Source organism: Pseudomonas sp. PWP3-1b2 (assembly GCF_049896045.1).
GTDB lineage: Bacteria > Pseudomonadota > Gammaproteobacteria > Pseudomonadales > Pseudomonadaceae > Aquipseudomonas > Aquipseudomonas antarctica_B.
This window is the reverse complement of record NZ_JAFCTN010000044.1, coordinates 1-20,197: the sequence shown is the minus strand read 5'-3', so window position 1 is coordinate 20,197 and position 20,197 is coordinate 1. Positions and strand designations below refer to the sequence as shown.

Genomic DNA, 20,197 nt, shown 5'->3' with positions numbered 1-20,197 from the left:
AGCCAGCTCCCACAGAGGCAGGTTTCACATTGAGCGTGTGTTTACTGCAGTTGCAGGGTGGAATTGAACTGACTGATCGCATCCACCACATGCCGCGACCCCTCCTGAATCTCCAGGATCACCTGCCCCGCCTCGTTCGCCAATTCCACCCCCAGCCCCGTGCGGGTCAGGCTTGACTGCATGCTCGACACCGCGCTCACCGACAGGTCGTGGTTCTTGCGCACCACGTCAACAATCTCCACCGTGGCCTGGCTGGTACGTGCCGCCAGGCTGCGCACCTCATCCGCCACCACCGCAAACCCGCGCCCGTGTTCACCGGCCCGCGCCGCTTCGATGGCCGCATTGAGCGCCAGCATGTTGGTTTGCTCGGCAATGCTGCGGATGGTCTGCACCATAGAGCCAATGATGTCCGACTGCTTGCTCACCGCATCGATGCTCTGCGCGGCCTCGTTCAGGTCGTGGGAAATTTCTTCGATGATCTGCACGGTTTGCTGCACCACCTCCGAGCCCTTGCGCGCGCAGGCGTCGTTTTGTACCGAGGTGGCGTGGGCCGAGTCGGCGGCGGTGCGCAGGGTGGTGACCTGGTCGGTGATGTCACTGGCGAATTTCACGACTTTGTACAGGCGCCCGCTGGCGTCGAAAATCGGGTTGTAAGACGCTTCCAGAAACAGGGTTTTGCCGTACTTATTCTTGCGTTCAAACCGGTGCGAGTGGTATTCGCCGCGATTCAGCGAGGCCCAGAACGCCTTGTACGCCGGCGACTCAACCTCGGCGCGGTGGCAGAACAGGCTGTGATGCTGGCCGATGATTTCTTCGCGCGAGTACTGCACGGTGCGCAGGAAATTGTCGTTGGCGTTGAGGATCTGGCCTTGCGGGCTGAACTCGATCACCGCCATGGAGCGGCTAATGGCGTCGATCAGGCTCTGGTTTTCGTGTTCGTGGTGCACGCGCGCGGAAATATCCGACGCCACTTTGATCACACTCTGCACCTGATTGTTGCTGTCCAGCACCGGCATATAACTGGCTTCAAGCCATACTTCTTCGCCGCGTTTGTTCAGGCGCGTGAAGGTGCCACTCAGCGACTCGCCCCGTGCAAGGTCGCGCCACAGCGTGGTGTAGGCCTCGGTTTGGGTGTAGGCCTCTTCGCAAAAGATTCGATGATGCTGGCCGCGAATTTCCTCGACGTCGTAACCCATGACGTTGCAGAAATTGTCGTTGGCATCGAGGATCACACCGTTGCGGTCGAACTCGATCATTGCCATGGAACGGCCAATGGCGGCGATTTTGGCATTGGCTTCGGTAAGGGCGCAGGAGAAACGCTGGATTTCTTGCAGGTCAAATTTGCGCTGGCGGTTAAACATGGTCAGATCACCCTTGATTCCCGGCGCCCGAAAGGCGCATTCCATTCAATTGTTGGTTAGTACTGGCAAACCTTCATGGGGAAATAACCATCCGAAACGCTTTATACGCCAAACGTCATCAACGGTTCTGGGTGAGCATAGACAGGGCTTGGCGCTATGCAAGGCCACTAGTCCGCCAGCATCTTTAACAATGCATTGACCGCCGCAGATGGCGCACGGCTGGGTGAGCCGACCAAAGCAAACTCGCGGTGCAACGGCACCGTTAGCGGCATGACGCGCAGGCCATTGCGCTGGGCTGGCAAGGCCATTTCCGGCACCAATGTAACGCCGACGCCTTCGCGCACCAGGCTGTAGGCACTGTTCCATTCGCGCACTTCCACGCGGACATCGCGCAGCGTCAGCCCGGCCGCCGCTCCCAGGCTGCGCGCGTTGGCGGTGCAGCCGCCGGTGGCGAGGACGAAGGGTTGTTCCAGCAGCTCGGCCAGCGTCACCGTCGCATCAAACGGGCGCTGTGCGAAAGGATGGCTGACGGGCAGCACCGCCATCCAGAAGTCACGGCCCAACACCGTGGCGTTGCGCTCGGGCTTGGGGTTAAGGACCACGCCGAGGTCGATCAGGTCGGCATGGAGCAAGGTGTGCACTTCGCTGTCGGTAACGTCCAGGGTGGTGACCTCGATACCCGGGTTCAACTGACGGAAACGCTGCAACAGCGGCGTCAGAAACGTGGCCAATACCATGGGGAAACTGGCGATGCGAATGCTCCCACGCAGCAAGGGCCGCGCTTCATCCACGGTGGCGCGAATGGTCTGTAGCGCCGCCATCATCACCCGCGCCTGCTCGATCACGCTTAGCCCCAGCGCAGTGGGCAACGTCTTGCGCGGCTCACGGGTAAACAGTTGCGCACCCAGCGTGGCTTCCATGGACGCCATGGCCTGACTGGCGGCGGACTGGGTCATGCCCACCTGCTCGGCGGCGGCGGTAATGCTGCCGTGATCGGCCACGGCCACCAGCAGACGCCAGTGCATCAGGTTCATCATGGCAGTAGCTGTCCTTATGGATAGGGTCTGAAGGTTTAATTTTACGCACGGTGCCATGGCCGTGAGACTGGCGCAAACCCTACCGAGTAGCCCTAGATGAAACTGTATTTCTCCCCACACGCCTGTTCCCTCGCTCCGCACATCGTGTTGCGGGAATTGGGCGTGCCGTTTGAGCTGGTGCAGGTGGATAACCAGGCGAAAACCACCGCCGACGGCCAGGATTTCCTGCAGATCAACCCCAAGGGTTACGTGGCGGCGCTGCAGCTGGATAACGGTCAGGTACTGACGGAGGCGAGTGCGATCTTGCAATACCTGGCCGACTTGAAGCCGCAGGCGGGGTTGGCGCCGGTGAATGGCAGCTGGGAGCGTGTGCGGTTGCAGGAGTGGTTGAATTTTATCGCCAGTGAAATTCATGGCGGGTTGGCGGTTTTCTTTAATGATGCGATTCAGGGTGACGTGCGGGCGATGTTCCTGGCCACGTTATTCAAGCGGTTTGCGATTCTGGTGCGCACGCTCGAGAAGCAGGATTATTTGTTGGGTGAGCAGTATTCGGTGGCGGATGCGTATTTGTTCGTGGTGCTGCGCTGGGCGGCGTTTCACGCGATTGACCTGGGAGAATGGCCGGCGTTGGCAGCGTTTCAGCAAAGAGTGGGGGAACGGTCAGCTGTAGCCGCTGCACTGGCTGCCGAGGCCGCCTGACCTGCAATTCACTTAGGCGGCGGGCTTGTCGTGGCAGGCGGGCTTGTCGTGGCGAGCGGGCTTGCCCCGCGTTGGGCTGCGAAGCAGCCCCATTCAAGGCCACCCTGCTTTTCCAGATGTACCTGGGTGAATGGTTTTAGGGCTGCTTCGCAGCCCAACGCGGGGCAAGCCCGCTCGCCACAGCAAGCCCGCTCGCCACAACAAGTCTGTTCACCTCAACAAGCCCGGTTGCCACATACACTCACGGGCCCTTGAACACTATCTGCTGCACATCGACCTTTTTCGGGATCAGGCCGTTGGCGAAAAACAGGTCGGCCGTGCGCTGCTGGTTGGCCACATCCACGGCTTCCAGAGGGCGGATCGGCGCGGGCGAGCGGTGTTCGAAGTAGCTTTTCACCACCGCAGGTTGCAGGCCGAGGGTCTTGGCCATCAAGGCGATGCTCTGCTCCGGCTGGTCGAGGGACAGGCGCTGGGCCTTGGCCAGGGTCTTGATAACCGTGGCGATGGCCTGGGGGTACTGTTTGGCAAACGGGCTGTTGACCACGAAGAAACTGCCGGCCGGGTTGAGGCCCTGGCCGTCGCCCAATACACGGGCGGCCCCGTCGACCACGGCGGCCGAGTAGTACGGGTCCCACACCACCCACGCATCGACTTTGCCCTGCTCAAACGCGGCGCGCCCGTCGGACGGCGACAGGTACACCACGTTTACGTCCTTCCACTGCAAACCGGCGCGCAGCAGGCTCTTGAGGAACAGGTTGTGCGCACTGGAGCCTTTGAGCAGTGCCACGCGTTTGCCTTTGAGTTCGGCCACGCTTTGGATCGTGCTGGCCTTGGGCACCAGCACCGCTTCGGTCTTGCCGTCGTTGGGCTCCACAGCGAAGTACTGCAAATCAATGCCGGCGGCCTGGGCGAAGATCGGCGGAATGTCGCCGATATTGCCGATGTCCAGGCTGCCGCCGTTCAGCGCTTCGATCAGCGGCGGCCCACCGAGGAATTCGATCCACTGCACTTGAGTACCGGGCAGCGCCTCTTCGAAGAGTTTGTGCTCACGGGCGAGCACCATGCTCACCGAGCTTTTCTGGTAGCCGATGCGCAAGGTGGCGGGCTCGGCTGCTGATGCCACGCCAAAAAACACCATTGAAGCCAGGATCGTGCTGAAAAACTTAAGCATATCTACCACCTCCGTTCGGTTACAGGCTTGCCTGGACCCTGGCCGCCACGTCCGCCGGCACCCAGTGTTGCCAGACCTGCGGTTGCTCTTTGAGGAACGCCAGCGCGACTTGGCGCGGCGGCTCACGCTTCTCGCTCATCTGCGCGAGGGTGGTGTTGAGCAGGTCAATCGGCAGGTCGACTTTTTCAAAAAAGCTCGCCAGTTGCGGGTACTGCGTCTTGAACGGCGCCGACACGCCAATCGCCAGGTGCGCCGCCAGGGAGCGGGTGCCGATGGGGTGCGGGTTGCTGGCGTCGGCCAGGGTTTTCCAGGCCTCGGCATTAAATGGCGGTTCTTCCAGTTGGATCAGCTTTAAGCGGCCCAGCAGCGGCGTGGGCGACCAGTAGTAAAACAATACCGGTTTGCCACGTCGGACCGACGACGCCACTTCGGCGTCCATCGCCGCACTGGAGCCGGTGCGAAAATTGACGAAGCTGTCGCTCAGGCCATAGGCCTTGAGCTTCTGGCTGTTGACGATTTCCGAGGTCCAGCCGGTAGGGCTGTTGAGAAAGCGGCCTTTGGTCGGGTCTTCGGGGTCGCGGAACACATCTTTGTAGCGCGCCAAATCAGCCACCGATTTCAGCTCAGGCGCCAGCGGTTTGATGCCGCGCTCGGCGTCGCCCTTGATCACATACTCCGGCACCCACCAGCCTTCGGTGGCGCCTTTGACGGTATCGCCCAGGCCGAACACTTTGCCTTCGCTTTCAGCCTTGATCCACGCTGGGCTGCGCCCCGCCCACTCTTCGCCGATCACCTGGATGTCGTTCTTGGCCAGGGCGGCTTCCAGGCTCACGGTGCTGCCGGGCAACGTGTCGGTGGGCAGGCCGTAGCCTTTCTCGACGATCACGCGCAGCACTTCGGTGATCAGGCTGCCGCTTTCCCAGGTGATGTCGCCGAAGAGAATCGGTTTGACCGCTTCGCCAGCGTGGGCGGGTTGGGCCAGGAGAGTCAGCGCCAGCAGCGAGCCACCGAGCAGGGTTTTGAGTTTTTTCATGGGTAGCCTCTTGGTGATTCGGTCTTCAAAACACAGCAGATCCACTGTGGGAGCTGGCTTGCCTGCGATGAGGGCGGCACATCCAACTTCATCATTGGCTGCCACTGCGCTATCGCAGGCAAGCCAGCTCCCACACTGGATCGGTGTGCAGTTCACGTTGTTGTGAAAGTCATCACTGAGCCGCCCGTGGCGCTTCATTCCAGGCACAGCCGCAGGCAACGGTTAAAGGCGCGAGCTATGTAGTCACTGACCGACCGCTGGGAAATACCCAGCTCGGCGGCGATTTCCGGGTAGGTCAGGCCATTGAATTGGGAGAGTAAAAAGGTCGCCTTGACCTTGGCCGGCAAGCCGTCGAGCAGCGTGTCGATGGCTTGCAGGGCTTCGAGCAGGTGCGCGAGGTCTTCGGGCGAAGGCACGGTAGACATTTCGTCGTTGTCGAGGGCGTCGAGGTAGGCGCGCTCCAGGTCGCGGCGGCGCCACAGCTGGTACATCTGGCGCTGAGCAATGGTGGTGAGCAAGGCGCGGGGCTGACGGATCGGCGTCAGACTCGGCGAGTTCAGCAACTGGCAGAAAGTGGCGGCGGCGATGTCTTCGGCGTGCGCACGGGAATCAAGGTGGCGGTGCAGACGGCTGCACAGCCAGTCGTAATGACTGCGGAATAATCCGCCCACGTAATCGTGGTGAGAAATGTCGGCGCCGGACATAGTGGCTCCATCTGAGTAGGCTGCGCGTTATGTCCGGTGTTCCGGTTGGGGCGATCCTAACAAGACCGCTTATTCTTTAATAATATTTAAAAGGCATTTTTATATAACTTAAAGAAATACGAGGAGCGTCGCGCGAAGCATCCCTTTGCTGCATGTGGGAACGCTCATTGCAGCGTCGAGTAGCCGAGGTCGGCGGCTTGTTGCTGGTAGTCCAGCAGCACGTGATAGTCGTCTTCGCTGGCGGGGAGGACGTCGCGCAGGCCGAGAGTTTCGGCAATGTGGGGTAAATCCTGCAACGCCAGGTTCATTGCCTCGCGAATCTGCAGGACGTGTTCATCACTCAGGCTTGGCGGGCCGATGTAGGGCAAGGTCGGGCTCGGTGCGCTGTGGGTGACAACGCGCAGCCCAGCGACTTCCTGCGGGGCGAACCGCGCGAGGTAATCGAAGGTGACGCTGTCGATGGCGGCAAGGTCGGCGCGGTTTTCGCGCAGCCAGCGCAGGCTTTCACGGTGGGCGCCGCTGATGCCGAGGCCGGCGAAAAAACGCCCGTCGCGCTGTAACGGGGCCAGGCGCTCGCGCAGCAGGTTCATGCCGCTGTTGGAGTCGTGGCCATTGATCACGCCACGGCTGTTGTAGAAATCCGCCAGGGCGATGCGTGGGTTGTCGTCGCGAGTCAGCAACAGGCTGCAATGCTCGCCGCCGCTGCTGTGGGCCAGTTCGTAACGCGGGCGGCCGATGACACGGACCTGGCCGCGCAGTTGGGTCATCAGCGGATAGCCGCAGGTTTGGGTGACGAGCAATTGCGGGGCGAGCCACAGGCCATGCAGGTCGAGGTGGTCGGCGTTGCCGCGGCGCAGGTTCAGGCGCTCGAAGATACGCGCGAGCCACAGTTGGTTCGCCTGCTGGACGGGCTCGGGCGCGACGTACATCAGCAGCTCGGCGTAGCGGTCACTCATGGTCATCTCTCACGCAAAAGGGTGCCGGGGGCTGTCGATGGCTTTCAGGCCATGACGGCTGATCAACTGGCCGTAGCCTTGCACCACAAACCCTCCGCTGCGCGCCACCCATTGTTCGCGGCGCGCATGGTAGACCGCTGGCAACAGGTACCAGGGCAGTTTCGGTAAATCGTGGTGCACCAGGTGCAGGTTGTTGTTGAGGAACAGCCACGTCCACGGCCAGGACGCTTCGTTGAGCACAGTGCGCTGTTCCGGCTGCGGGTGCGGGCGGTGTTCATAGTAGGAACGGATCGACGCCAGGGACAAGGCCGGCCCGGTGACCAGCAGCACGTAATGCCACGCCGGCAACGCGCTGTAGTGGGCGATAAAACTCAGCATCAGCACCGTCACGGTGCCGTGGGCGAGCCACATCGGCCACACCTGCGGCAGGCGTCGCAACTCGTTGCGCGCCAGTCGGCCAACCGCCAGGGGCGCTGCGAGCAGGAAGCGGCCAAGCAGGGTTTTGGTCAGCCAGTGAACGCCACGTTCGGCCAGCGAACTGTTGTCCCACTGACATTGATTCAGGTAGCGGCTTTCCGGGTCGATACCGGGCAGGGTCAAGTCTTCGTCGTTGTGGTGCAGCAGGTGGCTGTTACGGTAGAGGGTATACGGGTACCACACGGCAAACGGGGCGTAGCCGAGCAGTTTGTTCACGAGCAGTGAACGCGTGGGATGGCCGTGGAGCAGTTCGTGCTGCACCGACAGCCACAGCGTCACCAGCGGGATCAGCAACAGAGTGCTGAGCCACAGGCCCAGCCAATGGCTGCCTAGTATCACGGCGAACCAGCCGGCATACACGCCGATCAGTAACAGCCAGGTTGGCCATTCGGTGCGGGCAGTGAAGCGATGGGCCAGGGCTTCGATTTCCCGGCGGTGGGTCAGATCAAGGTAGTTTGCCATCGGCCGCTCAGAGCAGGTGTTTCCTGCTCTGTGCAGTGAGGCCGGAAAATCTTGCAGACCGTTTGGTTCTAAGCGTGTAACTCAGTGACCGAACAGGCCGGTCTCGGACTTTTTGGTTTTCTTGTCGGCGCGTTTTTCATCGGCGGTCTTTGCCGGTTTTTTCTTCGCGGCTTTCTTTGAATCCATACCTTTGGCCATGATGCGTGCTCCACTGAACGGGGATGTAGCACTGGGTATACCACCTATTGCCCGCCAGAAGGCGCTTATAATCCGCGGCCCTCGATTACGTTTGCTGAACCCCATGCCCGAGCTGAACATTGAAGTGCTGGCAGAGCCGCTGTGGCCGCTGCTGAACAAGTTTTACCGCCACCACCATTCGTCGATGAAAGCGCTCAAGGGCGGGCGTTTGTGGGTGGCTCGGGAGAGTGAGATTGTGGCCGGGTTGTGCCTGACGCCTGTGGTGGGCGGGCAGTGGTTGACCGGGGTGTTCGTGGCCCCGGCGTATCGCGGCCAGGGGTTGGCGGCGCGTTTGATTCTGCAGGCCGTGGCGTCGTGCGAAGGGACGGTATGGTTGCTGTGCCATCCCGACCTGGAAGCGTTGTATCAACGCATGGGGTTCACGCAAAACACGCTGTTGCCACAATCGCTGAGCGAGCGGCTGGTGCGCTACAAGCGCAACAAGCCGATGATCGCGATGGGCTTAGACCGTTTGGTGAGGTCGACTGCGGATAATGTGTGATCAGCCCGCGCAGGGCACGTGCTAGCCTCGACGGCACCGTGGCCCCTTACAGGACGATCATGAAAAGCACACTTGCAGCGCTGTCCCTCACCGCCCTCCTCTTCCCGGCCTTGAGCCAGGCAGCCGACGCTCCGATCAGCGCGCAGCAATACGCCAGCGTGCTCGCCGGCAGTTGGCGCGACCCGGCCAACGCTGCCCGCGACGGCTATCGCCACCCGCAGCAGACCCTGGAATTCTTTGGCCTGGGCGCCCGGCAGCGCGTCATTGAAATTACCCCCGGCGGCGGTTGGTACAGCGAAGTGCTGGCGCCGTTGCTCAAGGATCACGGGCACTACATTGCCGCCGTACAAGCCGCCAGCAGCAGCGCTTACGCGGCGACCTCCGAAGCCAACCTGAAAAAGAAATTCGCCGCCGACCCAGCGCGTTATGGCAAAGCCGAGGTGGTCGAGTTTGACCCCAAAGCCCCGGTGTTCGGCAAACCCGATTCGGTGGACGCCGTACTGACCTTTCGCAATGTGCATAACTGGGTGGACGCCGGCACCGCACCGGCCACGTTCAGCGCGTTTTACACGGTGCTCAAACCCGGTGGCGTGCTGGGTGTGGAAGATCACCGAGCCAAGGATGGGGCGGATCTGGAAGCGATCAAAAACAGCGGTTACCTGACCACCGCGCAAGTGGTGAAGCTCGCGACGGATGCCGGGTTCAAGCTGGCCGGGCAGAGTGAGGTGAATGCAAACCCGAAGGACACCAAGGATTACCCGGGCGGGGTGTGGACGTTGCCGCCGTCGCTCAAGCTTGGGGAGCAGGATAAGGCCAGGTACCTGGCGATTGGGGAGTCGGACCGGATGACGTTGCGGTTCGTTAAACCTGCCAAATAAACCGATTCACCCAAACAACTGTGGGCGCTGGCAGGCCAGCGCCCACAGTTGTTTGGGTGTGTCAGAGGGTTACTCGTCCGCTGCAGGATCCATTTCCGGGAACATCACTTCGATATACCCGAACTTGCTGAAGTCGGTGATCCGCGACGGGTACAACCGACCAATCAGGTGATCACACTCATGCTGCACCACCCGCGCATGAAAACCCTCGGCAATCCGCGTGATCGGCTCGCCTTTGGGATCAAACCCTTCGTAGCGAATTTCCTGATACCGGTCCACCGCCCCTCGCAAGCCGGGCACGGACAGGCAACCTTCATAACCCTCTTCCATCACTGGGCTCAGCGGCGTAATCAGCGGGTTGATCAGGATGGTCTGCGGCACCGGCGGCGCATCCGGGTAGCGCTCGCTGGCCTCAAAACCAAAAATCACCAGTTGCAGGTCAACGCCAATCTGCGGTGCGGCCAAGCCTACGCCGCCCACGTGTTCCATGGTCTGGAACATGTCATCAATCAATTGCCACAGCTCGGGGCTGTCGAACATTTCCGGCGGAACCGGCGGTGCAATTCGCAGCAGGCGCTCATCGCCCATTTTCAGGATTTCACGGATCATCGATCAGGCTTCGTCAGTGGTGGGCTTGGAGTGGTCACGGCCTAGGCCGCAGACGTGCTGTTTTTCATCTGTGCCGGCGTGCTCATCGAACTCCTTTTCACCTGGGTCCTTGCCTTCGGCCGACATGTGTTCGATCACGGCGTTCATCTCAGCCCCCAGCAGCAACACGGCGGCAGAAATATAGAAGTACAGGAGCAGGACAATGATCGCGCCGATACTGCCATACATGGCGTTGTAGTCGGCAAAGGTTTTGACGTAATAACCGAAGCCCAGGGAGGCGACGATCCACACCACCACGGCCAGTACCGAGCCTGGGGTGATAAAGCGAAATTTCTGCTCGACGTCGGGCATCACGTAATACATGAGGGCCACGGCGAACATCAGCAAAATAACGATCAGCGGCCAGCGCACGATGGTCCATAAGGTGACCACGAATTCCTGCATGCCGATCTGCCCGGCCAGCCATTCCATGACCTGTGGGCCGAGTACCATCAGCGCAGCAGCGGCGAGCAGCATGCCGGCGATGCCGATGGTGTAGAACACCGACAGCGGGAAACGCTTCCAGATCGGTCGGCCTTCAACCACGTCGTAGGCGGCGTTCATCGCGCTCATCATCAACCGCACACCCGCGGAGGCTGTCCACAGCGCGATCACGATACCCACCGAGAGCAAGCCACCCTTGGATTGCTGTAGCTGGTCGATCACCGGGTTGACCTGCTCCAGCGCCTGGGGCGGCAAGACCAGTTCCGACTGCAGACGCAACCAGCTGAAAAAGTCCGGCAGGTGCAGGAAACCGATCAACGCAATCAGGAACAGCAGGAAGGGAAACAGCGAGAACAGCATCTGGTAGGCCAGCGCCGAAGCGTACGTGGGCATCTCGTCATCGAGAAACTCGGTGACAGTGCGCACCAGCACTTTATGGAGCTTGAGGCCTTGTAAAACCGGAAAAATCATAGCGTCTCCTTTCGCCGCAAAAGGTAGAGTTCGTGGGCGACTCAGGGGCCGTTTTCTACATCAAGGTAGCCTATTTGGCGACCTTGAAACAATTTCGAACTTTAACCGCATCAGGTGACACAAAAACGGCCATCCGTGGATGGCCGTTTGGCTGCTGAAACCAGCCAGGGAATCAGGGCTACTTGGTCGCTTTTTTTACCGCGTCCTTGGTGTCACCCACCGCTTTTTCGACTTCGCCTTTCTTTTCCTGCACTACGCCTTCTGCGCGCAGTTTGTCGTTGCCGGTGACTTTACCAACGCCTTGCTTAACGTTGCCGACCAGTTCGTCCTTCAAACCTTTTGCCTTATCCGATGTGCTGCTCATGGTATTTCTCCTGGAACAATCGATGGTTTTTGGTCATTACGTAACGATTGACCCAAGGCATTTGCGCAGAGTTTCAATTATTTTCAGCGAGCATTTCATCGCCATGAACAGGTTTGGCTTTATGTTTTGCGGCCAACCCACGAGAATGCGCGGCACATTCAGGCTATAACGCTGAATAACAGATCCCGTAGGAAGGTTATGAAACTCAATAAAGCACAGGCTATCGCCCGCAGAAACCTGGAACTGGGCGGTGCCGTACTCGGCATGAACAACTGCCACTTCACGGACCTGGACCGCAAACGCAACATCTGGTGGTTCGACCTGCCGGTGGGCCGTATTTCGGTGGGCCAGTACGAGTGGCTTCACTTGTTGATGCACAACGCCGAGACCGACCAGTTGCTGCACCTGAAGGTGCCAACGGCGTTCATGCGCGAAAAGCTTGAAGGGTTGGTGGTGCGCAACGCGGGCAAGCGCAGCCCGGAAATCACCCTGGAGCTGAGTGCAGATAAGGACTCGTTCCTGAAGGATGTGCGCCCGGCGGGTGCGGGTGTGAGTTTCGCGCAGTTCGCCCTGTAACAACTCGGTTAAACCTGTGGGAGCTGGCTTGACTGGGATGGCTGGCTGTCAGTGCCTGAATAGGTGGCTGATACACCGCTATCGCAGGCAAGCCAGCTCCCACATTGGATTGCATTTCAATCCAACAATAAAAAACCCCGCATTCGCGGGGTTTTTTACGGGTTACTTTTTAAGACCGAGCTTCTTCAACTCTTCATCCCGCAACTCACGGCGCAGGATCTTGCCCACGTTGGTGGTCGGCAATGCATCGCGGAATTCCACGGCCTTGGGCACCTTGTAGCCGGTGACGTTGGCACGCATGTGTTCCATCACCTGGTTTTTGGTCAGGGTGGCGCCTGGCTTGACCACGATGAAGATCTTGATGTGTTCCCCGGACTTTTCGTCCGGCACGCCGATGGCTGCACACTGCAACACGCCCGGCAGGGTCGCCAGCACGTCTTCGAGTTCGTTGGGGTAGACGTTGAAACCGGAGACCAGAATCATGTCTTTCTTGCGATCCACGATACGCATGTAGCCGTCCGGCTGGATGATCGCGATGTCGCCGGTCTTCAGCCAGCCGTCGCTGTCGAGCATCTCGGCGGTGGCGTCTTCGCGCTGCCAGTAGCCCTTCATGACTTGCGGGCCCTTGACGCACAGTTCACCGACTTCACCCAGCGGCAGCTCGGTGCCGTCATCCGCGATGACTTTGCACAGGGTCGAGGGCACCGGAATACCGATGGTGCCGATCTGGGTGTGCTGGATCGGGTTGACGCTGGCCACCGGGCTGGTTTCGGTCATGCCATAGCCTTCGCAGATGCCACAGCCCGTCACGTCTTTCCAGCGTTCAGCGGCCGCCAGTTGCAGGGCCATGCCGCCCGATAGGGTGACTTTGAGCGCGGAGAAGTCCAGTTTGCGGAAGCCTTCGTTATTGCACAGCGCCACGAACAACGTGTTGAGGCCGACAAAACCGCTGAACTTCCACTTCGACAGTTCCTTGACCATCGCCGGCAGGTCGCGCGGGTTACTGATCAGAATGTTGTGGTTGCCGATCAGCATCATCGCCATGCAATGAAAGGTGAACGCATAGATGTGGTACAGCGGCAGCGGCGTGATCAGGATCTCGCAGCCTTCGTTGAGGTTCGAGCCCATCAGCGCCTTGCACTGCAGCATGTTGGCCACGAGGTTACGGTGGGTGAGCATCGCGCCCTTGGCAACGCCCGTGGTACCGCCGGTGTATTGCAACACGGCGACATCGCCGCTCGCCGGGCTGGCATCGTTGACCGGCTGGCCGTGACCCTTGGCCAGCACGTCGTTGAACTTGATGGCGTTGGGCAAGTGGTACGCCGGGACCATTTTCTTCACGTACTTGATGACGCTGTTGATCAGCAAGCGCTTGAGCGGTGGCAACAGGTCGGCGACTTCGGTGACGATCACGTGCTTGACGGCGGTCTTGGGCACGACCTTTTCCGCCAGATGCGCCATGTTGGCCAGGCATACAAGGGCTTTGGCGCCGGAGTCGTTGAATTGGTGTTCCATTTCCCGCGCGGTGTACAGCGGGTTGGTGTTGACCACGATCAGGCCGGCTCGGATAGCACCGAACACAGCGACCGGGTATTGCAGGACGTTGGGCAGTTGCACGGCGATTCGATCGCCTGGCTTCAAGTCGGTGTGCTGTTGCAGGTACGCGGCGAAGGCACCGGACAATTCGTACAATTCACCGTAGGTGATTGTTTTGCCCAGGTTGCTGAAAGCCGGTTTGTCGGCGAAGCGCTGGCAGGACTGTTTCAGTACCGCCTGAATATTTGGATACTCGTCTGGATTGATGTTTGCAGCAATCCCGGCGGGGTACTTATCCTTCCAAAAGTCTTCGTTCATGGAAGCCCACTCCTCAGCGACGCGAATTCATCATCGCATTTGATGCGATTATTATTGGTGTATGTTTTTTTAAGGTGAATCTGGCGCTTTCAAGCAGGCCGAGACGTCACAAAGCGCGCCGAGAGTAGCAGCTTTGCCAAGGGCCGCCTAGAGCCAAAGGAGGGCTCCACAGTCATAAACATGACTGTCCTACAATATTTGGTCACACTTTAAATAGCAGCACATTCACCCAGCAAAAGGCTCTGGAATGGGTCTTACAGGGCGATTAACAACAATGTGGGAGCTGGCTTGCCTGCGATGGCGGTCTATCAGTCGATACATCCGGTGACTGAAAGATAGCTATCGCAGGCGAGCCAGCTCCCACATTTTTAACGGCGTTTTATGTCAGGCGATGTCGCGCAATTCCCTGCGCAAAATCTTGCCTACCGGCGTCATCGGCAATGAGTCCCGCAACACAATATGCTTGGGCACTTTGTACCCGGTGAAGTTGGTCTTGCAGTACGCCTTCAACTCCTCAAGGCTCACGCCCTGGGCGCGCGCCACCACGAACAGCTTCACCGCCTCCCCCGTGCGGTCATCCGGCACGCCGATCACAGCGCAGTTGGCCACGGCCGGGTGCGCCATCACCACCTCTTCGATCTCGTTGGGGTACACGTTGAAACCCGAGACGATGATCAGGTCTTTCTTGCGGTCGACAATGCTCACGAAGCCGTCAACGTCGATGACCGCGATGTCACCGGTCTTGAGCCAGCCCTCGGCGTCGAGGGTTTCGGCGGTGGCAACCGGTTGCTGCCAGTAGCCCTTCATCACTTGCGGGCCCTTGATGCACAGCTCGCCGCGCTCACCCAACGGCAACTCACGACCGTCGTCGTCGATGACCTTCATCGCCGTGCCCGGCACCGGAATGCCCACTGTGCCCAAGCGCGATTTGCTGCCGTACGGGTTGGTACTCGCCACCGGTGACGTCTCCGTCAGGCCGTAACCTTCGCCGATGGAGCAGCCGGTCAGCGTCTTCCAGCGCTCGGCGGTGGCCTTGACCAGCGCGGTGCCGCCGGAGTTGGTGATCTTGAGGTGGGAGAAATCCAGGGTCTTGAATTCCGGATGATCCATCAGCGCCACAAACAGCGTGTTCAGCCCTAGCAGGCCGGAGAACCGCCACTTTTTCAGCTCCTTGATAAAGCCGCCGATGTCCCGCGGGTTGGTGATCAGCACGTTGTGGTTGCCGGTCACCATCATGCACATGCAGTTCGCTGTGAAAGCATAGATGTGATACAGCGGCAGCGGCGCAATCATCACCTCCTGCCCTTCCTTCATCAGCGGCTGGCCGTCATCGTCGACCTGGGACATGCACGCCCGCGCCTGCTGCATATTGGCCACGAGGTTGCCGTGGGTCAGCATCGCGCCCTTGGCCAGGCCGGTAGTGCCGCCGGTGTATTGCAGCACGGCGATGTCATCCAGTGTCACGGGATGCCGGGTCAGGCCGAGGCCTGCGCCCATGCGCAAGGCGCGCTTGAACGACAAGGCGCGTGGCAGGCTGTAGGCCGGGACCATTTTCTTGACCTTGTCGACCACGGTATTGATCAGCCAGCCTTTGGCGGCGGGCATCAAGTCGCCCATTTTGGCTTCGATCAGGTAGTCGATCTCGGTGTCGGCGCACACTTCCTGCACCCGTGAACCGAACAGGTTGAGGTAGACCAGCGCCCGCACGCCGGCGTCCTTGAACTGGTGCCGCATTTCACGCGGTGTGTACAGCGGGTTGGTATTGACCACGATCAGCCCGGCGCGCAATGCGCCAAACACGGCAATCGGGTAATGCAGCACGTTGGGCATCTGTACCGCGATGCGCTCGCCCGGCTTGAGGTCGGTGTGGTTTTGCAGGTAGCCGGCGAACGCCGCACTCTGGCGCTCAAGCTCGGCGTAAGTCAGGGTGATGCCCATGTTGCTGAACGCCGGACGGTCGGCAAAGGCCTTGCAGGAACGCTCGAAAACTTCGATCACCGACGTGTATGTGCTCAGGTCGATGTCGCTGGGAACGCCCGGGGCGCGTTTGTCATTCCAGAAATCAGGTTGCATTATTCTTGTCCTCTTACCTGAGTGTGTCCGGCCGCTTTTCTGTAGCGATAAAAAGCGGAGCTTCGAGGACGTTAGCAGCTATAACCAAACAGGCAAATACACTCGACTGTGTCATTTATTGTGTGAATCTTGCTCCCAACGTGTAGGCAGATACCCCAGCCCCTGGCCGATGCGCATACACTGCAACGACCCCGAGCAAAGGAAGCGCCATGAACCACAGCACCTTCTGGCTGACCGCGAATGACCGCAGCCGCCTGTACGTCAATCAATGGCTGCCGCAAGGCCCGGCCAGGGCGATGATCATGCTGTCCCATGGCATGGCCGAGCACAGTGGCCGCTACGGGCGCCTGGCTGCAGCGTTGTGTGGCGCAGGTTTCGGTGTATACGCGCTGGACCAGCGGGGCCATGGCCGCACAGCCGACGAAGGTACCCTGGGGCTGTATGCCGAAAAGGATGGCTGGAGCAAAGTGGTCGGCGACCTGGCCAGCCTCAACCAACACATCGCGCATCAACAGCCCGGGCTGCCGATCATCCTGCTTGGCCACAGCATGGGCAGCTATATTGCCCAGGCCTATCTGTTGCACCACAGCGCGAGCTTGAATGGCGCGATTCTCAGCGGTTCGAATTTCCAGCCGGTGGCGCTGTACCGTGCGGCGCGGGTGATTGCGCGCCTTGAACGGGCGCGCCAGGGTATGCGCGGGCGCAGTGCGTTGATCGACTTTCTGTCCTTCGGCTCATTCAACAAGGCGTTCAAACCCAACCGCACAGCGTTTGACTGGCTCAGCCGCGACCCTGCCGAAGTCGATAACTACATCAACGACCCACTCTGTGGCTTTCGCTGCACCAACCAGCTGTGGGTCGACCTGCTCGGCGGCTTGCAGCAAATCAGCAAAGCGTCCAATCTCGCCCAGATCGATCCGGGCCTGCCGATCCTGGTGATCGGCGGCGAATGTGATCCGGTGAGTGAGGGCAAGCGTCTCAAAAGCCTGACCCACGCGCTGCGTGGCGCCGGCTGCCAACACGTGCAGTTGAACCTTTACCCACAGGCGCGACACGAACTGTTCAACGAAACCAACCGCGATGCCGTCACTGCGGATGTGGTGACATGGCTCGACCAGGCTCTGACGCTGCGCAGGCCGGCCCACTGCGAATAACCAATTCGTTTAAAATCAGATCATTACATTACCGTTTAGCCACAGGATGCACCTTTAGATGACTCAGGTTACCAACACCCCGTACGAAGCCCTCGAAGTCGGCCAGACCGCAAGCTTCAGCAAAACCGTCGAAGAGCGTGACATCCAGCTATTCGCCGCCATGTCCGGCGATCACAACCCGGTGCACCTGGATGCCGAGTACGCCAAGGCGACCATTTTCAGAGAGCGTATCGCCCACGGCATGTTCAGCGGCGCATTGATCAGCGCGGCCGTGGCCTGCGAGTTGCCTGGGCCGGGCACCATCTACATCGGCCAGCAGATGAGCTTTCAGAAGCCGGTAAAAATTGGCGACACCCTGACCGTACGTCTGGAAATCCTCGAGAAACTGCCGAAGTTTCGCGTGCGCATTGCCACCCGCGTGTTCAACCAGCGTGATGAGTTGGTCGTAGACGGCGAAGCGGAAATTCTGGCACCGCGCAAGCAGCAGGTCGTGACGTTGACCGAGTTGCCACCGATCAGCATTGGCTGATTACAGGTTCAAAAAAAAGCCCCGCATCTGCGGGGCTTTTTCTATTCAGCTACGGCTCAAGACTGAGCGCGAGCCTGGTTACGCAGGGCTTTAACCTGGTCGTGGTTGCGTTGTACGCCATGGTACTGACGCTCAACCAGGTCACGAATGCCCAGCAGGTTGTGCTTGTTGATCTTCTCGATCGCTTCTTTGTAAGCCTTCAGTGCGTGGTCTTCACCGCGCTCGGCTTCGTTCAGGACGGCTTCTTCGTCTTTACCGGTAACCATCGACTTCACGTCGACCCAACCACGGTGCAGAGCACCGGCGACGCTGCCGGAATCTTCCGGATCGCCACCCAGGGCACGAACGGCGGTTTTCAGTTCAGCGGCAGCGGTTGCGCAGTCAGCGGAACGTTTGGCAAACAGTGCTTTGAGCTCAGGGTGCTTGATATCTTCGGCGCACTCTTTGAAGCCTTTCTGACCGTCAATGCTGGTCTCGATCAGGTCGTTCAGCACGGAGATGGATTCTTTATTGATGTCAGTCATTTTTCAATTTCCTTATGCGGGTTAGAAGGTTGACTTAATGATTGCAGCGCCCGTGCCAGGTTTTTAAAAAATGATTTATCTTTTATTTTCAATAACTTAAGAATTATTGAACCATCTGTATCTACGTTATTTGCATGATCTGTCATTTGGCCTTCATGCAGAATGCCTGTATTTTCGAAGGCTTAGACTTAACTGCTTGAAGCCCATGAACCCCGAAAAACTCGAACTGCTGATTACCCGCGAAATGCCCTTTGGCAAATACAAAGGCCGGATCATCGCCGACCTGCCTGGCCCCTACCTGAACTGGTTCGCCCGCGAAGGTTTCCCCCACGGCGAATTGGGTGGCTTGCTGGCATTGATGCAGGAAATCGACAGCAATGGCCTGTCCGAATTGCTGGAACCCCTGCGCGCCAAACACGGCAAACCTGCCCCTCGCCACTAATCAAGAGCCGCGCCATGCCACGCAATGCAAACAACGAACGTCATTGGCAAGCCATCGCCCAGCGCTATGAACTGGAGCCCGGCCCGATCAATCTGGAAAACGGCTACTTCGGGCGCATGAGCCGCGACGTAAGGGCGCAGTATCTGGAGCACGTTGCGTTTATCAACCGCAGTAACTCGCTCTACGTGCGCCAGCGCTTCGAGCAGGGCGAGAACGTCGAGGTCCGTCGGCAACTGGCCGAGTTGATCGACGTGGACCCTGATTCGGTGGCGTTCACCCGCAATGCCACTGAGGCCTTGCAGTCGTTGATCCGCAACTACAACGGCCTGCGACCGGGCGACCAGGTGTTGATCAGTGACCTGGAGTACGACACGGTCAAGGGCGCCATGCGCTGGTTGGCGGGCGTTCGTGGTGTGGAGGTGATTGAACTGTCCCACGTGCACCCGGCCAGTTTCGACAGCCTGGTGCAGGCTTATCGCGACGCTTTTGTGCGCTACCCGCGTCTGAAATTGATGGCGCTGACCCACGTTACCCATCGCACCGGGCTGGTGATGCCGGTTGAGGCGATCGCCCGGGCGGCACGGGAACATGGGGTGGATGTGATCCTCGATGGGGCCCATGCGTTGGGGCAGATCGAGTTCAACCTGCCCGAGTTGGGTATCCAGTTTGCCGGCTTTAATCTGCACAAATGGATCGGCGCGCCGCTGACGTTGGGCTTTCTGTATATAGCGACGGAGCGCTTGGCGGATATCGACCCGGACATGGGTGAGTTTCACTACCCGGCCAGCGATGTGCGTGCGCGGACGTCGTACAGCACGCCGAATTTTCCTGCGCTGATGACGTTGCCGTTAGTGTTTGAAGAGCATCGCGCGTTGGGGGGGTCAGCGGCCAAGGGCGCGCGGGTGAATTACCTGCGGGATTTGTGGGTGATTCAGGTGCGGCCGTTACCGGGGGTTGAGGTGCTGACGCCGGATGATCCGCGGTTGTATTGCGGGATTACGGCGTTCAAGTTTGTTGGGCGGGATCAGCAGGCGATGGCTGACTGCCTGCTGCGCGATTACGATGTGTTTACCACTACGCGCGTTGGGGCGGCGTTTGGCAGTTGTATTCGGGTGACCCCGGGGTTGGTGACGTCGGCTGGGGATATTGGTGTGTTGGTCAAGGCTGTTACTGAGTTGAGCTTGGGTTAGGCGCGGTGGCGGGTTTTGGGTGTGTATCTCCGTTGCTGAGGTAACGGCTGGTATTGGTTCCGCTCTTACAGCGGCTCACTTTTGGAAAGACCCAAAAGTAAGCAAAAGGTCTCCGCCCCACCAATCGGCACCTCGCTGTGGCTCGGTGTGCCCGCACTCCGGCTTGAATCCGTGGGCCGCCGCGATTCAAGCCTGCGTGCGGCCAGCGTGGTTAACGGGGCGCCTAAGATCAAAACCAAAAGCACGGCGGCCTAGTAGCCGACCTGAGTGGTTGAATCAAAGGCGCTGTTTTTGCCAGGGCGGATCGCATTCTTCCAGATGTATGAAGATCACCTGTGGGAGCGGGCTTGCTCGCGAATGCGGTCGGTCAGCCAAGGAATTTATCAACTGACACACCGCATTCGCGAGCAA

20 protein-coding genes and 2 pseudogenes are annotated in these 20,197 nt (G+C 59.6%); 8 read left to right on the top strand and 14 right to left on the bottom strand.

Going from position 1 to position 20,197, the window contains the following annotated elements:
* Positions 1-41: 41 nt before the first annotated feature.
* The 3 genes and pseudogenes from ACP7A2_RS22645 to ACP7A2_RS22635 form a co-directional block, all read right to left on the bottom strand.
* Positions 42-458 (bottom strand): annotated as a pseudogene (locus tag ACP7A2_RS22645) (methyl-accepting chemotaxis protein); the annotation flags it as partial.
* 126 nt (positions 459-584) lie between these two features.
* A pseudogene (locus ACP7A2_RS22640) lies at positions 585-1,256 on the bottom strand (PAS domain-containing protein); the annotation flags it as partial.
* Positions 1,257-1,528: 272 nt separating this feature from the next.
* Positions 1,529-2,398: a LysR family transcriptional regulator gene (locus ACP7A2_RS22635; RefSeq protein WP_426136027.1), complete on the bottom strand. Its 870-nt coding sequence runs from the start codon at positions 2,396-2,398 to the stop codon at positions 1,529-1,531.
* Between the two features lie 96 nt (positions 2,399-2,494).
* Here ACP7A2_RS22635 and gstA point away from each other — a divergent pair, with 96 nt between their 5' ends.
* Positions 2,495-3,097 carry a glutathione transferase GstA gene (gene gstA / locus ACP7A2_RS22630; RefSeq protein ID WP_426136026.1) on the top strand — a complete coding sequence of 201 codons (603 nt, stop codon included), beginning with the start codon at positions 2,495-2,497 and terminating at the stop codon, positions 3,095-3,097.
* Between the two features lie 241 nt (positions 3,098-3,338).
* On the opposite strand, the gene ACP7A2_RS22625 is transcribed toward gstA, so the two are convergent.
* The 5 genes from ACP7A2_RS22625 to ACP7A2_RS22605 all read right to left on the bottom strand — a co-directional run bounded on the left by ACP7A2_RS22625 (position 3,339) and on the right by ACP7A2_RS22605 (position 7,900).
* Positions 3,339-4,268, bottom strand: a complete 930-nt coding sequence (locus ACP7A2_RS22625) for an aliphatic sulfonate ABC transporter substrate-binding protein (protein WP_426136025.1) — start codon at positions 4,266-4,268, stop codon at positions 3,339-3,341.
* Positions 4,269-4,287: 19 nt separating this feature from the next.
* Positions 4,288-5,301, bottom strand: a complete 1,014-nt coding sequence (locus tag ACP7A2_RS22620; protein ID WP_426136024.1) for an ABC transporter substrate-binding protein — start codon at positions 5,299-5,301, stop codon at positions 4,288-4,290.
* A 194-nt stretch (positions 5,302-5,495) separates the two neighbouring features.
* Positions 5,496-6,005: a sigma-70 family RNA polymerase sigma factor gene (locus tag ACP7A2_RS22615; RefSeq protein ID WP_426136023.1), complete on the bottom strand. Its 510-nt coding sequence runs from the start codon at positions 6,003-6,005 to the stop codon at positions 5,496-5,498.
* Positions 6,006-6,169: 164 nt separating this feature from the next.
* Positions 6,170-6,961, bottom strand: a complete 792-nt coding sequence (locus tag ACP7A2_RS22610) for a phosphate/phosphite/phosphonate ABC transporter substrate-binding protein (protein ID WP_426136021.1) — start codon at positions 6,959-6,961, stop codon at positions 6,170-6,172.
* 9 nt (positions 6,962-6,970) lie between these two features.
* Positions 6,971-7,900 carry a fatty acid desaturase gene (locus tag ACP7A2_RS22605; RefSeq protein WP_426136020.1) on the bottom strand — a complete coding sequence of 310 codons (930 nt, stop codon included), beginning with the start codon at positions 7,898-7,900 and terminating at the stop codon, positions 6,971-6,973.
* 301 nt (positions 7,901-8,201) lie between these two features.
* Here ACP7A2_RS22605 and ACP7A2_RS22600 point away from each other — a divergent pair, with 301 nt between their 5' ends.
* Positions 8,202-8,639 carry a GNAT family N-acetyltransferase gene (locus ACP7A2_RS22600; protein ID WP_426136019.1) on the top strand — a complete coding sequence of 146 codons (438 nt, stop codon included), beginning with the start codon at positions 8,202-8,204 and terminating at the stop codon, positions 8,637-8,639.
* 59 nt (positions 8,640-8,698) lie between these two features.
* Positions 8,699-9,517 carry a class I SAM-dependent methyltransferase gene (locus ACP7A2_RS22595; RefSeq protein ID WP_426136018.1) on the top strand — a complete coding sequence of 273 codons (819 nt, stop codon included), beginning with the start codon at positions 8,699-8,701 and terminating at the stop codon, positions 9,515-9,517.
* A 69-nt stretch (positions 9,518-9,586) separates the two neighbouring features.
* On the opposite strand, the gene def is transcribed toward ACP7A2_RS22595, so the two are convergent.
* The 3 genes from def to ACP7A2_RS22580 form a co-directional block, all read right to left on the bottom strand.
* Complete coding sequence (gene def, locus ACP7A2_RS22590; protein ID WP_348057821.1) at positions 9,587-10,126, bottom strand: peptide deformylase; 540 nt, start codon at positions 10,124-10,126, stop codon at positions 9,587-9,589.
* 3 nt (positions 10,127-10,129) lie between these two features.
* Positions 10,130-11,080: a YihY/virulence factor BrkB family protein gene (locus tag ACP7A2_RS22585; RefSeq protein WP_426136017.1), complete on the bottom strand. Its 951-nt coding sequence runs from the start codon at positions 11,078-11,080 to the stop codon at positions 10,130-10,132.
* A gap of 178 nt (positions 11,081-11,258) precedes the next feature.
* Positions 11,259-11,444: a CsbD family protein gene (locus tag ACP7A2_RS22580; protein WP_426136016.1), complete on the bottom strand. Its 186-nt coding sequence runs from the start codon at positions 11,442-11,444 to the stop codon at positions 11,259-11,261.
* Positions 11,445-11,642: 198 nt separating this feature from the next.
* On the opposite strand from ACP7A2_RS22580, the gene ACP7A2_RS22575 reads away from it, so the two are divergent.
* Complete coding sequence (locus ACP7A2_RS22575) at positions 11,643-12,020, top strand: hypothetical protein (RefSeq protein ID WP_348057815.1); 378 nt, start codon at positions 11,643-11,645, stop codon at positions 12,018-12,020.
* Positions 12,021-12,182: 162 nt separating this feature from the next.
* Here the strand turns inward: ACP7A2_RS22575 and fadD1 are convergent, their stop codons facing one another.
* Both fadD1 and fadD2 read right to left on the bottom strand, forming a co-directional pair.
* Positions 12,183-13,874: a long-chain-fatty-acid--CoA ligase FadD1 gene (gene fadD1 / locus ACP7A2_RS22570; RefSeq protein WP_426136014.1), complete on the bottom strand. Its 1,692-nt coding sequence runs from the start codon at positions 13,872-13,874 to the stop codon at positions 12,183-12,185.
* Positions 13,875-14,258: 384 nt separating this feature from the next.
* Positions 14,259-15,947 (bottom strand): long-chain-fatty-acid--CoA ligase FadD2, encoded by a 1,689-nt coding sequence (fadD2, locus tag ACP7A2_RS22565; RefSeq protein ID WP_426136013.1) that lies wholly within the window; start codon positions 15,945-15,947, stop codon positions 14,259-14,261.
* Between the two features lie 209 nt (positions 15,948-16,156).
* On the opposite strand from fadD2, the gene ACP7A2_RS22560 reads away from it, so the two are divergent.
* Entirely contained in the window at positions 16,157-17,101 is a 945-nt protein-coding gene (locus ACP7A2_RS22560; protein WP_426136012.1) for a lysophospholipase, read from the top strand.
* A 58-nt stretch (positions 17,102-17,159) separates the two neighbouring features.
* Positions 17,160-17,630: a MaoC family dehydratase gene (locus ACP7A2_RS22555; RefSeq protein ID WP_348057807.1), complete on the top strand. Its 471-nt coding sequence runs from the start codon at positions 17,160-17,162 to the stop codon at positions 17,628-17,630.
* Between the two features lie 56 nt (positions 17,631-17,686).
* Here the strand turns inward: ACP7A2_RS22555 and ACP7A2_RS22550 are convergent, their stop codons facing one another.
* Positions 17,687-18,154, bottom strand: coding sequence for a ferritin-like domain-containing protein (locus ACP7A2_RS22550; protein ID WP_032891010.1), 468 nt, complete (start codon positions 18,152-18,154; stop codon positions 17,687-17,689).
* 205 nt (positions 18,155-18,359) lie between these two features.
* On the opposite strand from ACP7A2_RS22550, the gene ACP7A2_RS22545 reads away from it, so the two are divergent.
* The gene (locus tag ACP7A2_RS22545; RefSeq protein WP_010208204.1) at positions 18,360-18,596 is read left to right on the top strand and encodes a DUF3820 family protein; all 237 of its coding nucleotides are present in this window, start codon (positions 18,360-18,362) and stop codon (positions 18,594-18,596) included.
* A gap of 14 nt (positions 18,597-18,610) precedes the next feature.
* Positions 18,611-19,786 (top strand): aminotransferase class V-fold PLP-dependent enzyme, encoded by a 1,176-nt coding sequence (locus tag ACP7A2_RS22540; protein WP_426136011.1) that lies wholly within the window; start codon positions 18,611-18,613, stop codon positions 19,784-19,786.
* The last annotated feature ends 411 nt before the right edge of the window (positions 19,787-20,197 follow it).

Excerpts from the sequence above, each read along its gene's own strand:
- ACP7A2_RS22635 (WP_426136027.1), bottom strand. The coding sequence starts at position 2,398 with ATGATGAACCTGATGCACTGGCGTCTGCTGGTGGCCGTGGCCGATCAC.
- gstA (WP_426136026.1), top strand. The coding sequence starts at position 2,495 with ATGAAACTGTATTTCTCCCCACACGCCTGTTCCCTCGCTCCGCACATC.
- ACP7A2_RS22625 (WP_426136025.1), bottom strand. The coding sequence starts at position 4,268 with ATGCTTAAGTTTTTCAGCACGATCCTGGCTTCAATGGTGTTTTTTGGC.
- ACP7A2_RS22620 (WP_426136024.1), bottom strand. The coding sequence starts at position 5,301 with ATGAAAAAACTCAAAACCCTGCTCGGTGGCTCGCTGCTGGCGCTGACT.
- ACP7A2_RS22615 (WP_426136023.1), bottom strand. The coding sequence starts at position 6,005 with ATGTCCGGCGCCGACATTTCTCACCACGATTACGTGGGCGGATTATTC.
- ACP7A2_RS22610 (WP_426136021.1), bottom strand. The coding sequence starts at position 6,961 with ATGAGTGACCGCTACGCCGAGCTGCTGATGTACGTCGCGCCCGAGCCC.
- ACP7A2_RS22605 (WP_426136020.1), bottom strand. The coding sequence starts at position 7,900 with ATGGCAAACTACCTTGATCTGACCCACCGCCGGGAAATCGAAGCCCTG.
- ACP7A2_RS22600 (WP_426136019.1), top strand. The coding sequence starts at position 8,202 with ATGCCCGAGCTGAACATTGAAGTGCTGGCAGAGCCGCTGTGGCCGCTG.
- ACP7A2_RS22595 (WP_426136018.1), top strand. The coding sequence starts at position 8,699 with ATGAAAAGCACACTTGCAGCGCTGTCCCTCACCGCCCTCCTCTTCCCG.
- def (WP_348057821.1), bottom strand. The coding sequence starts at position 10,126 with ATGATCCGTGAAATCCTGAAAATGGGCGATGAGCGCCTGCTGCGAATT.
- ACP7A2_RS22585 (WP_426136017.1), bottom strand. The coding sequence starts at position 11,080 with ATGATTTTTCCGGTTTTACAAGGCCTCAAGCTCCATAAAGTGCTGGTG.
- ACP7A2_RS22580 (WP_426136016.1), bottom strand. The coding sequence starts at position 11,444 with ATGAGCAGCACATCGGATAAGGCAAAAGGTTTGAAGGACGAACTGGTC.
- ACP7A2_RS22575 (WP_348057815.1), top strand. The coding sequence starts at position 11,643 with ATGAAACTCAATAAAGCACAGGCTATCGCCCGCAGAAACCTGGAACTG.
- fadD1 (WP_426136014.1), bottom strand. The coding sequence starts at position 13,874 with ATGAACGAAGACTTTTGGAAGGATAAGTACCCCGCCGGGATTGCTGCA.
- fadD2 (WP_426136013.1), bottom strand. The coding sequence starts at position 15,947 with ATGCAACCTGATTTCTGGAATGACAAACGCGCCCCGGGCGTTCCCAGC.
- ACP7A2_RS22560 (WP_426136012.1), top strand. The coding sequence starts at position 16,157 with ATGAACCACAGCACCTTCTGGCTGACCGCGAATGACCGCAGCCGCCTG.
- ACP7A2_RS22555 (WP_348057807.1), top strand. The coding sequence starts at position 17,160 with ATGACTCAGGTTACCAACACCCCGTACGAAGCCCTCGAAGTCGGCCAG.
- ACP7A2_RS22550 (WP_032891010.1), bottom strand. The coding sequence starts at position 18,154 with ATGACTGACATCAATAAAGAATCCATCTCCGTGCTGAACGACCTGATC.
- ACP7A2_RS22545 (WP_010208204.1), top strand. The coding sequence starts at position 18,360 with ATGAACCCCGAAAAACTCGAACTGCTGATTACCCGCGAAATGCCCTTT.
- ACP7A2_RS22540 (WP_426136011.1), top strand. The coding sequence starts at position 18,611 with ATGCCACGCAATGCAAACAACGAACGTCATTGGCAAGCCATCGCCCAG.